The following is a 13,375-nucleotide window of genomic DNA, read 5'->3' as shown; positions in this document are numbered from 1 at the left end:
TTTATGGCTTTCCGTATTCTTAATTGTTTAATTTATGTAACATGCAAATAATCAATTTGTTAAACACAACAAAAGTTCATTACCCTGCAAATAATTACAACTGGCAAAAGCCAGCGACGGGCTTTTATGCCCAGGAGATGACTCATGATGAGCAATGTTAAGAAAAAAGATTTGCCGCTGATTAGCATCAGCCTGGTGGCCATTCTTTTCATCGCAGCCACATTAAGCCTTTTTCCGCAACAGTCGGCCGACGCGGCCAACGCAATATACAGTTTAGTTACCCGCACGCTGGGTTCCGCCGTACAGGTATTAGTTTTGCTGGCAATGGGGCTGGTAATTTATTTAGCCACCAGCAAATACGGCAATATTCGTCTTGGCGAAGGTAAACCGGAATACAGTACGCTCTCCTGGCTGTTTATGTTTATTTGCGCCGGATTAGGTTCCTCCACGCTTTATTGGGGCGTAGCGGAGTGGGCCTATTATTATCAAACGCCGGGTTTAAATATCGTGCCGCGTTCACAGCAGGCACTGGAATTTAGCGTTCCCTACTCCTTTTTCCATTGGGGCATCAGCGCCTGGGCAACTTATACGCTGGCCTCATTAATCATGGCTTACCACTTTCATGTGCGGAAAAATAAAGGGCTGAGTCTTTCCGGCATTATTGCTGCTATTACCGGCGTTCGCCCGCAAGGCCCATGGGGAAAACTGGTGGACTTAATGTTCCTGATCGCCACTGTCGGCGCACTGACCATTTCCCTTGTTGTCACCGCAGCAACCTTTACCCGTGGGTTTTCCGCGCTGACCGGTTTACCCGATAACTTCACCGTGCAGGCATTTGTGATCCTGCTTTCCGGCGGCATTTTTTGCCTAAGCTCGTGGATAGGTATCAACAACGGTTTACAACGTCTGAGCAAAATGGTCGGCTGGGGCGCGTTCCTGCTGCCATTGCTGGTTTTGATTGTCGGTCCAACCGAGTTTATTACCAACAGCATCATCAATGCCATCGGACTGACCACACAAAACTTCTTACAGATGAGCTTATTTACCGATCCGCTTGGCGATGGTTCATTTACCCGCAACTGGACCGTTTTCTATTGGCTGTGGTGGATCTCTTACACCCCCGGCGTGGCAATGTTTGTCACCCGCGTATCACGTGGTCGTAAGATCAAAGAAGTTATCTGGGGGCTGATCCTCGGTAGCACCGTCGGCTGCTGGTTCTTCTTCGGCGTGATGGAAAGCTTCGCCATTCATCAGTTTATCAAAGGGATAATCAACGTTCCGCAGGTGCTGGAAACGTTGGGCGGTGAAACGGCTGTTCAACAAGTTCTGATGTCGTTGCCAGCCGGTAAATTGTTCCTTGCCGCTTATCTGGGCGTGATGATTATTTTCCTCGCCTCGCATATGGATGCGGTGGCCTACACCATGGCGGCGACCAGCACGCGAAATCTTCAGGAAGGTGATGATCCAGACCGAGGGCTGCGTCTTTTCTGGTGCGTGGTAATCACCCTGATCCCGCTTTCAATTCTGTTCACCGGCGCGTCGCTGGAAACCATGAAAACTACCGTCGTACTTACAGCCCTTCCCTTTCTCGCCATTTTACTGGTGAAAGTGGGCGGATTTATTCGCTGGCTGAAACAGGATTACGCCGATATTCCGGCTCATCAAATTGAACATTATCTCCCGCAGACACCGGTTGAAGCCCCGGAAAAAACGCCAGTGCTCCCTGCAGGAACCGTATTCAAAGGCGACAACTGAGCGCCATCATCCTAACGATAAAGGTATCCCTATGAGCAATCTGAGCCCTGACTTTGTACTACCCGGAAATTTTTGCGCTAACCCACAGGAAGCGTGGACCATTCCTGCCCGCTTTTATACTGATCAGAACGCCTTTGAACACGAAAAAGAGAACGTCTTCGCCAAAAGCTGGATTTGCGTCGCTCACAGTAGCGAGCTGGCGAATGCCAATGATTACGTAACGCGTGAGATCATTGGCGAAAGCATCGTGCTGGTACGCGGTCGTGATAAGGTTTTGCGCGCGTTCTATAACGTTTGCCCGCACCGTGGTCATCAGTTATTGAGCGGTGAAGGGAAAGCGAAAAATGTAATTACCTGCCCATATCACGCCTGGGCATTCAAACTCGATGGCAACCTGGCTCATGCGCGTAACTGTGAAAACGTCGCCAATTTCGATAGTGACAAAGCGCAACTGGTTCCGGTGCGTCTGGAAGAATATGCCGGATTCGTCTTCATCAATATGGATCCCAACGCCACCAGCGTAGAAGATCAGTTACCAGGCCTGGCGGCAAAAGTGCTGGAAGCCTGCCCGGAAGTCCACGATCTGAAACTGGCGGCCCGCTTTACCACCCGCACGCCTGCCAACTGGAAGAACATTGTCGATAACTATCTCGAGTGCTATCACTGTGGTCCGGCGCATCCAGGTTTCTCCGACTCCGTTCAGGTTGATCGTTACTGGCACACCATGCACGGTAACTGGACGCTGCAATACGGTTTCGCCAAACCGTCAGAACAGTCTTTCAAATTCGAAGAGGGCACGGATGCGGCATTCCACGGTTTCTGGTTGTGGCCGTGCACGATGCTTAACGTCACGCCGATCAAAGGGATGATGACGGTCATTTATGAATTCCCGGTGGATTCTGAAACTACCCTGCAAAACTACGATATTTACTTCACCAATGAAGAGTTAACCAACGAGCAAAAATCGCTGATTGAGTGGTATCGCGATGTGTTCCGTCCGGAAGATTTACGTCTGGTTGAAAGCGTACAGAAAGGGCTGAAATCGCGTGGCTATCGTGGTCAGGGGCGCATCATGGCCGACAGTAGCGGTAGCGGAATTTCCGAACATGGTATCGCCCATTTCCATAATCTGCTGGCGCAGGTGTTTAAGGACTAATGACATCGGCGGCGGTATTTTCCGCCGCTGGGCTGATTTTTGATGGAGTACAGCAATGTCAGACTATCAAATGTTTGAAGTACAGGTGAGCCAGATTGAACCGCTTACCGAACAGGTGAAACGCTTCACGCTGGTGGCAACCGATGGCAAACCATTACCTGCGTTTACCGGAGGAAGTCACGTCATTGTGCAGATGAGTGATGGTGATAACCAGTACAGCAATGCGTATTCACTACTGAGTTCGCCGCTCGATACAACTCATTATCAGATTGCCGTTCGGCTGGAGGAAAACTCGCGCGGCGGTTCCCGCTTTTTGCATCAGCAGGTGAAAGCAGGCGATCGGTTGACCATTTCGACGCCTAATAATCTGTTTGCGCTAATTCCCTCGGCCAGAAAGCATCTGTTTATCGCGGGCGGTATTGGTATCACCCCTTTCCTGTCGCACATGGCAGAGTTGCAGCACAGCGACGTCGACTGGCAGCTACATTACTGCTCGCGAAATCCAGAAAGTTGCGCATTTCGTGATGAATTAAACCAACATCCGCAGACTGATAAGATTCATTTTCATCACTCATCGATCGGAACGCGACTCGAATTAGTGCGATTATTGGCGGGTGTCGCCCCTGGCACACACATTTATACCTGTGGCCCCGAAGCTCTGAATGATGCGGTAAGAAGTGAAGCAGCGCGTCTGGGCATCTCCGCCGATACGCTGCACTTTGAGCAATTTGCTATCGAAGACAAAACCGGCGATGCCTTTACCCTGGTGCTTGCCCGTTCCGGAAAAGAGTTTGTAGTACCAGAAGAGATGACCATTTTGCAGGTCATTGAAAATAACAAAGCGGCAAAAGTGGAATGTTTATGTCGTGAAGGGGTATGCGGAACCTGTGAAACAGCAATTCTGGAAGGTGAAGCCGATCATCGGGACCAGTATTTTAGCGATGAAGAGCGCGCCAGCCAGCAGAGTATGTTGATCTGTTGTTCGCGCGCGAAGGGTAAACGACTGGTGTTGGATCTGTAGTTTATCCGAAGCCGGATGCGGCGCTGGTTGCGCCTTGTCCGGCTTACGAACGTTTTACTGCGGATATTCCTGCAATAAATTATGTAATGCTTCCGCCATCAACTCACCACGCCAGCCGGAAATCAGCTCAGGCAAATTGTTCTGCGGTTTTAATTTCCAGTGCCAGTTCAGCAGTTGGTTGATTTGCCGACGCGATGCCAGCAATTCGACGCTGATCTTGTGCGTTTCGCTCACGTCAGTAATCAGCGACTTAATCGCTTTAAACGCTTTGCGATAACCGGGCATATCCATCAGGTTAAGCATTGGCTGCGGTAAGGCCTCTTCCGGCAATGCCTGCGCTTTCTCTACCAGCGCCAGCAGCGTTTTACCGTGGAAGCGAATTTCACTACCGGATAAGCCCAGACTGTCCAGCTCGCCCAGACTCCCTGGCATATAACGCGCTACCGACCACAAGTGTTCTTCACGCACGACAAAGTTCACCGCCAGATCGCGCTCCCGCGCCTTGCGCAATCGCCAGTCGGCTAACAGTTGCAAACAAGCCAACTGGCGCGTCCGTAATTGCCAGGCATTGGTGATATCACGCCAGGCATCTTCCGGCGCAACGACCTCCTGGCGACGTGTTTGCATCAGGCGACATTCATCCAGCGCCGCAGGTAGCCAGCCAGAGGCCTCCGTTTCTACCATCAGCTTTGCGGTGATCGGTAACAGATACCAGACATCCGCCGCCGCATATTCGCACTGACGTTCGGTTAGCGGTCTGGCCAACCAGTCGGTGCGCGATTCACTCTTGTCCAGCGTAACGCCGGAATACTCTTCTACCATAGAGGCAAAACCCCATGACATCGGGCGTCCGCAGAATGCGGCGAGGATTTGCGTGTCAATCAGGGGTTGAGGTAATTCGCCAAAGACATTGAGGAATACTTCCAGATCTTCACTGCCTGCATGGAGAAATTTTGTGATGGACGGATCGCGCAGGATCGCTTTCAGCGGTGACCAGTCGGTGATCCCGAGTGGATCGATTAGCGCCAGATGCTCGCCATCGAAAAGTTGAATCAACCCCAGCTGCGGGTAATAGGTGCGCGTACGTACAAATTCAGTATCCAGGGCTATCGCCGGAAAGGCACGGACGGCTTCACACAAAGAAGCCAGCGCATCGTCCGTGGTAATCATTTGGTAATTCAAATTGTATTCTCTTTAGTGGGCGTCAAAAAAAACGCCGGATTAACCGGCGTCTGACGACTGACTTAACGCTCAGGCTTTATTGTCCACTTTGCCGCGCGCTTCGTCACGTAATTCTCGTCGCAAAATTTTTCCGACATTAGATTTCGGTAACTCATCACGAAATTCCACCAGCTTCGGTACTTTGTAGCCCGTGAGCTGACGGCGGCAAAAGGTCACCAGTGACTCTTCAGTGAGCGACGCGTCTTTTTTCACCACAAAGATTTTCACCGCTTCACCACTGGAGCCAGAAGGTACGCCAACAGCCGCCACTTCCTGTACGCCAGGGTGCTGCATGACCACATCTTCAATCTCGTTGGGATAGACGTTAAAACCGGAAACCAGAATCATGTCTTTTTTACGATCGACAATGCGCAGGAATCCTTCTTCATCCATTACCGCAATATCGCCAGTGTGTAACCAACCGTTTTTGATGATTTCATCGGTGGCATCCGGACGCTGCCAGTAGCCCAACATCACCTGAGGACCTCTGACACAAAGTTCGCCCGGTTGCCCCGGTGGTACTTCGTTATCGTCATCATCCACCAGTTTGGCCTCAGTCGATGGCACCGGTAATCCAATGCTACCGCTGTGATAATCAATATCATACGGGTTAACGCTCACCAGTGGCGCACACTCGGTTAAGCCATAACCTTCCAGCAGATATTGTCCGGTCAGTTTTACCCAGCGTTCTGCCACCACTTGCTGAACGGGCATCCCACCGCCTGCGGAAAGGTGCAGACTGGAGAAATCCAGCTGCTGGAACTCTTTATTGTTCAGCAACGCATTGAACAAGGTGTTTACGCCGGTGATAGCGGTAAACGGATATTTCGCCAGCTCTTTCACCAGCCCCGGAATATCACGTGGGTTAGTGATAAGCAGGTTCTGCCCGCCGAGTTCGATAAACAGCAGGCAGTTAATGGTCAGTGCAAAAATGTGATAGAGCGGCAGTGCCGTTACTACCAGTTCTTTACCTGGATGCAGCAACGGCCCATAGGTGGCGTTGACCTGTTCCAGGTTCGCCAGCATATTGCGGTGAGTCAGCATCGCGCCTTTCGCCACACCTGTGGTGCCGCCGGTGTATTGCAGGAAAGCTAAATCTTCCGGCACCAGTTCGGGTTTGACGTACTGCATCCGGTAGCCGTTGTGCAGGGCGCTACGAAATGAAATGGCATCTGGCAGATGGTATTTCGGCACCAGACGCTTGATGTATTTAACAACGAAATTGACTACCGTGCCTTTTGCCGTAGATAGCTGATCGCCCATACGGGTCAGAATAACGTGCTGGACGGCGGTTTTATCGACCACTTTTTCCAGGGTATGGGCAAAGTTAGACACAATGACAATCGCCGATGCGCCGCTATCGTTAAGCTGATGCTCAAGTTCGCGTGGGGTATACAACGGGTTAACGTTTACGACGATCATCCCGGCACGCAAAATACCAAACAGCGCCACCGGATATTGCAATAAGTTAGGCATCATCAGCGCAACGCGATCGCCCTTCTTCAGCCCCAGCCCTTGTTGCAAATAAGCGGCAAACGCGCGACTGCGTTCTTCCAATTTGCGGAAGGTCATCACCTCCCCCATATTCACAAACGCTGGCTTGTCGGCGTAGCGCGCGACCGACTGCTCAAACATATCCACCAGAGATTGATAACGGTCAGGGTTGATCTCCGTCGGAACATCGGCGGGATAACGGTTAAGCCAAACCTTCTTCAATTCTTCACCTCTAAAATGCGTGTTCGTCGTCATCGCAACCCCAAGTGATATACATGCCGTTAACATAATATTAACTCATCATACCAGCTTGATAATTACCCAACGAAAAGGTTGCGAGGCGCGTCACTATTTATTTTTATCGTTACTGTAAGAATGCAGAAACAGCGGACCAGCCGCTGTTTCTTTTTCTTTAAAAACAAGCAATTATTCAGTTACAACTGTTTGTACTCTCGCGGGGCCAGGATTATACCAGCCCCATCCGCCGTAGCCATAGGGCCAGCCACGACCGCCATAAAACCACGGATCAATCGGCTGAGGCGGCATAATCACCTGCTGGGTTAAATGCCAACGTTTATAACCCGTTACCTGCATCACCATAAATTTATAGGGCGTGTTGCCGATTTTGCCGTCAACCGTACCGGTGATTGGCCCAACAACTGTGACCAGTTGTCCACGGAAATCCACTGGGTCCAGAAAACCGTTCACATCTGCATAAATGCGACCGCGAGAAGGTTCTCCCAGCGTCGGCCTGGCTCCGCTGTCCAGCGGTACGGTAGCAATTTCCAGGCGGGTTTTCCCTTGCTGGTTTTGTACCGCGACCACTTTGCCACCAAAACGCGCCTCCTGACCAACGTACAGCTGCGGCGCACTCATCACCCGAACTAAATCTTGTTGCGGCGTGGGACTGCTGCCTTTAATGGCGTCCGGCACAGTGACACAACCGCTCAGCATTAGCGCAAACGTACCTGCCAGTATGCCTTTGATAACATTCTTTTGAACCGCCATGATGCGACTCCTTTTTTTCTCAGGGCATACTCTTAAGATTCATTCTTTGCCCGGAAGTTTCTTCCAGGCGACGTTGTTACGTAAATAAACCGGCTCGGCATGTTCCACCGCTACCGTTTTACCCTCGGTAAACATCTGGCAGGCAATCGGCAGCATATCTTCTGCGGCGGGCAGTAACACTTCGCCATCGCGCAAAACCAGCCCGCTATCTTTACCGAGATCCGGCCAGGCTTGCCAGCCCGTTCCCACCGTCACCCATTCTCCGGAAAGCTGCTGCATCCGCTCATGAACGAGTTCTGGTTTGAGTACGGCTTCGGTTTCTTCACCGTGCCAGACACCGTTTTCATCACGCTGATATTCGGCCCAGTAAACTTCGCCCATTCGCGCGTCAATGGCTGCCAGCACGCGGGTTGCGCCGTTTTTGCGCCACGCCCCTTGCGCCATCGTCATTAGCGTGGAGACGCCAATCATCGGCAGCTCCGCGCCAAGCGCCAGCCCTTGCGCAATGCCAATACCGATGCGCACGCCGGTAAAGCTACCAGGGCCACGTCCGTAAGCCAGAGCGTTTATGTCAGTCAGGGAAGTTCCGCTGGTGGTCAGGATATCCTGCACCATCGGTAAGATTCGTTGAGTATGTTCACGAGGGCAAAGCTCAAAATGAGCGTTGACAGTACCGTCGTTCCACAGGGCGACAGAGCAGGCCTCTGTCGCGGTATCGATAGCCAGAATTCGCATGGGTCTTCGTGCTTAGATCAATAAAAAGGCGCGCATCATACCATACTCAATAACAAATTACCTGGAGGATGGTATCGCAAGGAAACGAACCGCACGGGCAATGTCACGGGTACGCGGTGCGGGCGGGAGGCTGGCGAGGAACGTCGCACCGTAAGGGCGCATCACCAGCCGATTGTCACAAATCACCAGCACACCGCGATCGTCGGCGTCGCGAATCAGTCGCCCTACGCCCTGTTTAAGAGTAATCACCGCATCCGGTAGCTGCACTTCATCGAACGGGTCTCCGCCACGCAAACGGCAATCTTCCATGCGCGCTTTTAACAGCGGGTCATCTGGCGAGGTAAACGGCAACTTGTCGATAATCACCAGCGACAGCGTATCGCCGCGCACGTCCACCCCTTCCCAGAAACTGCTGGTCGCCACAAGAAGCGCGTTACCGGCGCTGACAAATTGCTGCAACAGTTGTCCTTTGCTGGTTTCCCCCTGCAACAAAACGGGAAGCGTCATGGTAGCGCGGAACTGCTCGGCCAGATCGCGCATCATGGCGTGCGAGGTACAAAGCATAAAGCAACGACCGTTGTTAGCTTCGATGATCGGTCGCAGCATTGCCGCCAGTTGCCGTGCACAACCCGGTTGATTGGTTTGCGGCAGGTTGCGCGGCACACAGAGTAACGCCTGGCGGCTGTAATCAAACGGGCTTGGCAATAGCAACGACTCCGCCTGTTCTATCCCAAGCCGCGAGGTGAAATGATGCAGATCGTCGTTCACCGACAATGTTGCCGAGGTAAAGATCCAGCTACCGGGCTTTTGCGCCATTAACTCTTTGAATTTATCCGCCACGCTTAACGGCGTCAGTGCCAGAGTAAAATGGCGCGATGTGCATTCGTACCAGTAGCTGTAGCCCGGCTGATTGATCTCTTTTAGCCGTTTCAGTCGAGTGCGATATAACGTGGCGCGCTCAAATGCCGCATCCAGCAAGGCGGAACGCCCCAGTGACAGTTTCGCCACGTCGTAACAAAGTTCCAGGGTGTCATCGAGCAGTAAAAATGCCCGCTGAATTTGCGGATTAGCTAACAGCTCACGCAGGTTACCGCGATAACCTGGCTCGCCTAATTGCAGACGAAAATCCTGCGCACTCTGGGCAAGACGGTCGGCGCATTTTTGTAACTGCTGAGTGTCTTTTAATTCGGTGCGATAGGCGATGGTGATGTCTTTTGCCAGATCGAGCAATTGTCGACTGGAGAGTGATTGCCCAAAATACTGGCTGGCAATGTCCGGCAACTGGTGGGCTTCGTCGAAGATCATGACGTCTGCTTCCGGGATCAGTTCGCCAAAACCACTCTCTTTCACCACCATATCCGCCAGAAAAAGATGATGGTTTACCACCACCACATCGGCATCCATCGCTTTTTTGCGTGCTTTGACCACAAAGCAATCTTTATACATCGGGCAGTCACTGCCGAGGCAGTTGTCGTTGGTGCTGGTGACCAACGGCCATGCCTGCGAATCTTCCGCGACACTGACGCAGGTGCTGATATCGCCATCGACTGTTTGATTGGACCAGGAGCGCAGCAGGATCACATCGCTTAAAATTTGTACCGGCAGATCGCCGCCCGCCAGCGCCTGCTGTTCGAGACGCTCGAGGCAGAGGTAGTTTGAGCGCCCTTTCAGCAGCGCCACGTTGCCCGTATATTTCAATGCCTTTGAGACTGTTGGCAAATCGCGGCTGTAGAGCTGATCCTGCAACGCTTTTGAGCCAGTCGAGATAATGACTTTCTTTTTCGCCCGCAGCGCAGGAGCCAGGTAAGCGTAGGTTTTGCCCGTACCGGTTCCTGCTTCCACCACCAGCGGCTGGCCTTTTTCTATCGCCTGGGTGACGGCTACCGCCATCTGTCGCTGTGGTTCACGCGGCTTAAAGCCAGGTATCGCTTTCGCCAGTTGACCGTCTGGTGCAAAATCGTCCGTCACACTACCCCCTGTTGATTTGAACAGGGATTATGTCAGGCCAGGTTGCTTTTCGCCAGCTGAAGTGGTGACGGCGACCTTACATTGTGGCAGTCTTTGCAGCACAAAAATGGAATGATGATGAGGACAAAATGATGACTATCGTTCGTATTGACGCCGAAGCCCGCTGGTCTGATGTGGTGATCCACAACAACACGCTCTACTACACCGGTGTACCGGAAAACCTTGACGCCGATGCGTTTGAGCAGACCGCGAATACGCTGGCGCAAATTGACGCGGTACTGGAAAAACAGGGCAGCAATAAGTCGAGTATTCTGGATGCCACGATTTTCCTGGCCGATAAAAACGACTTCGCTGCAATGAATAAAGCCTGGGACGCCTGGGTTGTCGCGGGTCACGCGCCGGTGCGCTGCACGGTGCAAGCGGGATTGATGAACCCGAAGTATAAAGTTGAAATTAAAATTATTGCGGCGGTTTAATTCCGGAAGATAATTATATCAAGGCAAAAATCACACGATAATTTATCGAAAAACTGGTCGATCATGAACAAATCGGCCAGTGCTTAAGGTCTTACTTTAAATGGGTAGTACCCTGGCTGATAATTTATTTTTATGATTACTGCTGTATTTATACAAAAATGATATTAATCGCAAAAATCAAACCATTATGTTAATCACTTGATTAACTTACGCTGCTTTTCTTTCTTGCCCTTCCTTGCCTGAACAACTTGGCTGCGGTACTACGATTTGCTGTTAATTTTCGGCACATCACTAGATAACCCGCCATGACCTGCTACCTTTAAAATACCTGAATGTCAACAGGTTAACTAATGAGATATCGTTATAATCCTTTTGATATTAGGCGCAATTTAATGTCATATATAGCCTTATCGATCACGTGGTTAATTTAAGGACAAGAATATGCCTGCTGTAATAGATAAAGCCCTGGATTTTATTGGTGCCATGGATATATCAACACCAACCCCCAGCTCTATGAATGAAAGTACGGCGAAGGGAATATTTAAATATTTGAAAGAACTGGGAGTACCCGCGAGTACCGCCGATATTACTGCGCGAGCCGAACAGGAAGGCTGGAATCCTGGATTCACGGAAAAAATGGTGGGATGGGCAAAAAAATGGAATCTGGCGAACGCGTGGTGATTAAAAATCCAGAATACTTCTCGTCCTATATGCAGGAAGAGCTTAAAGCACTGGTATAAGTTAAATCTCTACCAGCCCAAATGAGCCAGGACGCTTTTTTATCACATAAAAGCGTCCTTTTTTTCTAACCATCAAAAACACTACTTAATTCATTCAACCAGTACAGCCCCTCAATTTTCTGGTTCAAACGCTACGGGCCAAAGGGTTCGCTTGTCATAATGCGCCCTGTTGAAACTAACATTGTATTACTCGTCTTCATCCTCAAAACGCGCCACAATCCGCTCGCCGGAATGGTTGGCGCGTAACTCTTCAGCTACCAGTGCGATTGCCTGACCGCTGCTCATCCCCTGTGCCATCAGTTCCTGAATACGCTCAACGGCTTTTTGCTGCTGTTCATGGGTGAGTGAAGGTAAACCTGCAAACATTGTTAACTCCTGCTAAATTGTTGGCGCTAATTATTTCATGCTACCCGGCACATAGCCAGTAGAGTCAGGACTGATGAAGACGTTATCTCCCGCTGTGATTACTTTACCCTGGCGTCAGGACGCCGCTGAATTTTATTTTTCCCGCTTAAGCCACCTGCCATGGGCGATGCTTTTGCACTCTGGCTATGCCGAGCATCCGTATAGCCGCTTTGATATTGTGGTGGCAGACCCGATTTGCACCTTAACAACTTACGGCAGTGAAACTGTTTTGTGTAAAGGCGAAACCCGCACAACAACCGCTGACGATCCGTTAACAGTACTCCAGCAGGCGCTGGAGCGTGCAAACATTCACCCGTCGCATAACGATGATTTGCCATTTCAGGGTGGCGCGCTGGGTTTATTTGGTTACGATCTGGGTCGCCGTTTTGAGTCACTGCCAGAAGTGGCGCAGAGAGATATCGACCTGCCTGATATGGCGGTAGGTATTTACGACTGGGCACTGATTGTCGACCACCAGCGCCAGACTGTTTCTTTGCTGAGTCATGATGATGTCAATGCCCGTCTGGCCTGGCTGGAAAACCAGCAAATCACACCGCAGGGTGATTTTGCGCTAACCTCAGCCTGGCAATCTAATATGAGCCGCGAACAGTATGGCGAAAAATTTCGTCAGGTGCAGGAATATTTGCACAGTGGCGACTGTTACCAGGTGAATCTCGCCCAGCGTTTTCAGGCTACCTATTGCGGTGATGAATGGCAGGCATTCGTTCAGCTTAATCAGGCCAATCACGCGCCGTTTAGTGCATTCCTGCGTCTGGAACAAGGCACAATTTTAAGCCTCTCGCCAGAGCGTTTTATTCTTTGTGATGACGGTGAGATCCAGACCCGTCCAATTAAAGGCACACTGCCACGTCTGCCCGCTCCTCTGGAAGATAGCAAACAGGCAGAAAAACTGGCGAACTCGCCAAAAGATCGCGCTGAAAACCTGATGATTGTTGATTTAATGCGTAATGATATTGGTCGCGTTGCGGTGCCTGGTTCAGTAAAAGTGCCGGAACTGTTTGTGGTGGAACCTTTTCCCGCTGTGCACCACCTGGTGAGCACCATTACAGCTCAACTACCCGAACAACTTCATGCCAGCGATCTGCTGCGCGCGGCTTTTCCTGGTGGCTCAATCACCGGGGCACCGAAAGTTCGGGCAATGGAAATTATCGATGAACTGGAACCGCAGCGACGCAACGCCTGGTGCGGAAGCATTGGCTATTTGAGCTTCTGTGGCAATATGGATACCAGCATCACTATCCGCACGCTGACTGCCATTAACGGTCAAATTTACTGTTCTGCGGGCGGCGGTATTGTCGCCGATAGTCAGGAAGAAGCGGAATATCAGGAAACTTTTGATAAAGTTAATAGGATATTACGCCAACTGGAGAAGTAA

The 13,375-nt window shown here is 51.0% G+C and carries 11 protein-coding genes and 1 pseudogene; 6 read left to right on the top strand and 6 right to left on the bottom strand.

Annotated features, from left to right (window positions below; translation table 11 throughout):
• The first annotated feature begins 144 nt into the window (after positions 1–144).
• The 3 genes from yeaV to yeaX are packed head-to-tail and all read left to right on the top strand — an operon-like array spanning position 145 to position 3,932.
• Positions 145–1,755: a BCCT family transporter YeaV gene (gene yeaV, locus A7098_RS04230; protein WP_105280385.1), complete on the top strand. Its 1,611-nt coding sequence runs from the start codon at positions 145–147 to the stop codon at positions 1,753–1,755.
• Between the two features lie 31 nt (positions 1,756–1,786).
• Positions 1,787–2,911 (top strand): carnitine monooxygenase, oxygenase subunit YeaW, encoded by a 1,125-nt coding sequence (gene yeaW / locus A7098_RS04225; protein ID WP_105280384.1) that lies wholly within the window; start codon positions 1,787–1,789, stop codon positions 2,909–2,911.
• A 55-nt stretch (positions 2,912–2,966) separates the two neighbouring features.
• A complete protein-coding gene (gene yeaX / locus A7098_RS04220; RefSeq protein WP_105280383.1) occupies positions 2,967–3,932 on the top strand; it encodes a carnitine monooxygenase reductase subunit YeaX in 966 nt (321 codons plus the stop codon).
• A 54-nt stretch (positions 3,933–3,986) separates the two neighbouring features.
• Here yeaX and rnd read toward each other — a convergent pair whose 3' ends face one another.
• From rnd to A7098_RS04195, 5 genes are all read right to left on the bottom strand, one after another.
• Positions 3,987–5,102: a ribonuclease D gene (gene rnd, locus A7098_RS04215; protein ID WP_021550660.1), complete on the bottom strand. Its 1,116-nt coding sequence runs from the start codon at positions 5,100–5,102 to the stop codon at positions 3,987–3,989.
• Between the two features lie 81 nt (positions 5,103–5,183).
• On the bottom strand, positions 5,184–6,869 hold the full coding sequence (fadD, locus tag A7098_RS04210; protein WP_010345823.1) for a long-chain-fatty-acid--CoA ligase FadD: 1,686 nt from the start codon (positions 6,867–6,869) through the stop codon (positions 5,184–5,186).
• A gap of 204 nt (positions 6,870–7,073) precedes the next feature.
• Positions 7,074–7,655, bottom strand: coding sequence for a Slp family lipoprotein YeaY (gene yeaY / locus A7098_RS04205; protein ID WP_000290579.1), 582 nt, complete (start codon positions 7,653–7,655; stop codon positions 7,074–7,076).
• A gap of 39 nt (positions 7,656–7,694) precedes the next feature.
• Complete coding sequence (gene tsaB, locus A7098_RS04200; protein ID WP_001220989.1) at positions 7,695–8,390, bottom strand: tRNA (adenosine(37)-N6)-threonylcarbamoyltransferase complex dimerization subunit type 1 TsaB; 696 nt, start codon at positions 8,388–8,390, stop codon at positions 7,695–7,697.
• Positions 8,391–8,447: 57 nt separating this feature from the next.
• Positions 8,448–10,358 (bottom strand): ATP-dependent DNA helicase, encoded by a 1,911-nt coding sequence (locus tag A7098_RS04195; protein ID WP_000128845.1) that lies wholly within the window; start codon positions 10,356–10,358, stop codon positions 8,448–8,450.
• Positions 10,359–10,489: 131 nt separating this feature from the next.
• On the opposite strand from A7098_RS04195, the gene A7098_RS04190 reads away from it, so the two are divergent.
• Positions 10,490–10,834 carry a RidA family protein gene (locus tag A7098_RS04190; protein WP_024165131.1) on the top strand — a complete coding sequence of 115 codons (345 nt, stop codon included), beginning with the start codon at positions 10,490–10,492 and terminating at the stop codon, positions 10,832–10,834.
• A gap of 441 nt (positions 10,835–11,275) precedes the next feature.
• A pseudogene (locus A7098_RS04185) lies at positions 11,276–11,574 on the top strand (DUF1889 family protein).
• Positions 11,575–11,760: 186 nt separating this feature from the next.
• Here A7098_RS04185 and A7098_RS04180 read toward each other — a convergent pair.
• Positions 11,761–11,940, bottom strand: coding sequence for a YoaH family protein (locus A7098_RS04180; RefSeq protein WP_000457334.1), 180 nt, complete (start codon positions 11,938–11,940; stop codon positions 11,761–11,763).
• Positions 11,941–12,013: 73 nt separating this feature from the next.
• Between A7098_RS04180 and pabB the strand changes: the two genes are divergently transcribed.
• Entirely contained in the window at positions 12,014–13,375 is a 1,362-nt protein-coding gene (gene pabB, locus A7098_RS04175; RefSeq protein WP_085460645.1) for an aminodeoxychorismate synthase component 1, read from the top strand.

Source organism: Escherichia sp. MOD1-EC7011, from assembly GCF_002965005.1.
Classification (GTDB): Bacteria; Pseudomonadota; Gammaproteobacteria; order Enterobacterales; family Enterobacteriaceae; genus Escherichia; species Escherichia ruysiae.
The sequence above is the reverse complement of the archived record's forward strand: the minus strand, read 5'-3'. Positions and strand labels throughout refer to the sequence as shown.

What these genes read in the sequence shown, in the direction of transcription:
- yeaV (WP_105280385.1), top strand. Translation starts at nt 145, where the DNA reads ATGATGAGCAATGTTAAGAAAAAAGATTTGCCGCTGATTAGCATCAGC.
- yeaW (WP_105280384.1), top strand. Translation starts at nt 1,787, where the DNA reads ATGAGCAATCTGAGCCCTGACTTTGTACTACCCGGAAATTTTTGCGCT.
- yeaX (WP_105280383.1), top strand. Translation starts at nt 2,967, where the DNA reads ATGTCAGACTATCAAATGTTTGAAGTACAGGTGAGCCAGATTGAACCG.
- rnd (WP_021550660.1), bottom strand. Translation starts at nt 5,102, where the DNA reads ATGATTACCACGGACGATGCGCTGGCTTCTTTGTGTGAAGCCGTCCGT.
- yeaY (WP_000290579.1), bottom strand. Translation starts at nt 7,655, where the DNA reads ATGGCGGTTCAAAAGAATGTTATCAAAGGCATACTGGCAGGTACGTTT.
- tsaB (WP_001220989.1), bottom strand. Translation starts at nt 8,390, where the DNA reads ATGCGAATTCTGGCTATCGATACCGCGACAGAGGCCTGCTCTGTCGCC.
- A7098_RS04190 (WP_024165131.1), top strand. Translation starts at nt 10,490, where the DNA reads ATGACTATCGTTCGTATTGACGCCGAAGCCCGCTGGTCTGATGTGGTG.
- A7098_RS04180 (WP_000457334.1), bottom strand. Translation starts at nt 11,940, where the DNA reads ATGTTTGCAGGTTTACCTTCACTCACCCATGAACAGCAGCAAAAAGCC.
- pabB (WP_085460645.1), top strand. Translation starts at nt 12,014, where the DNA reads ATGAAGACGTTATCTCCCGCTGTGATTACTTTACCCTGGCGTCAGGAC.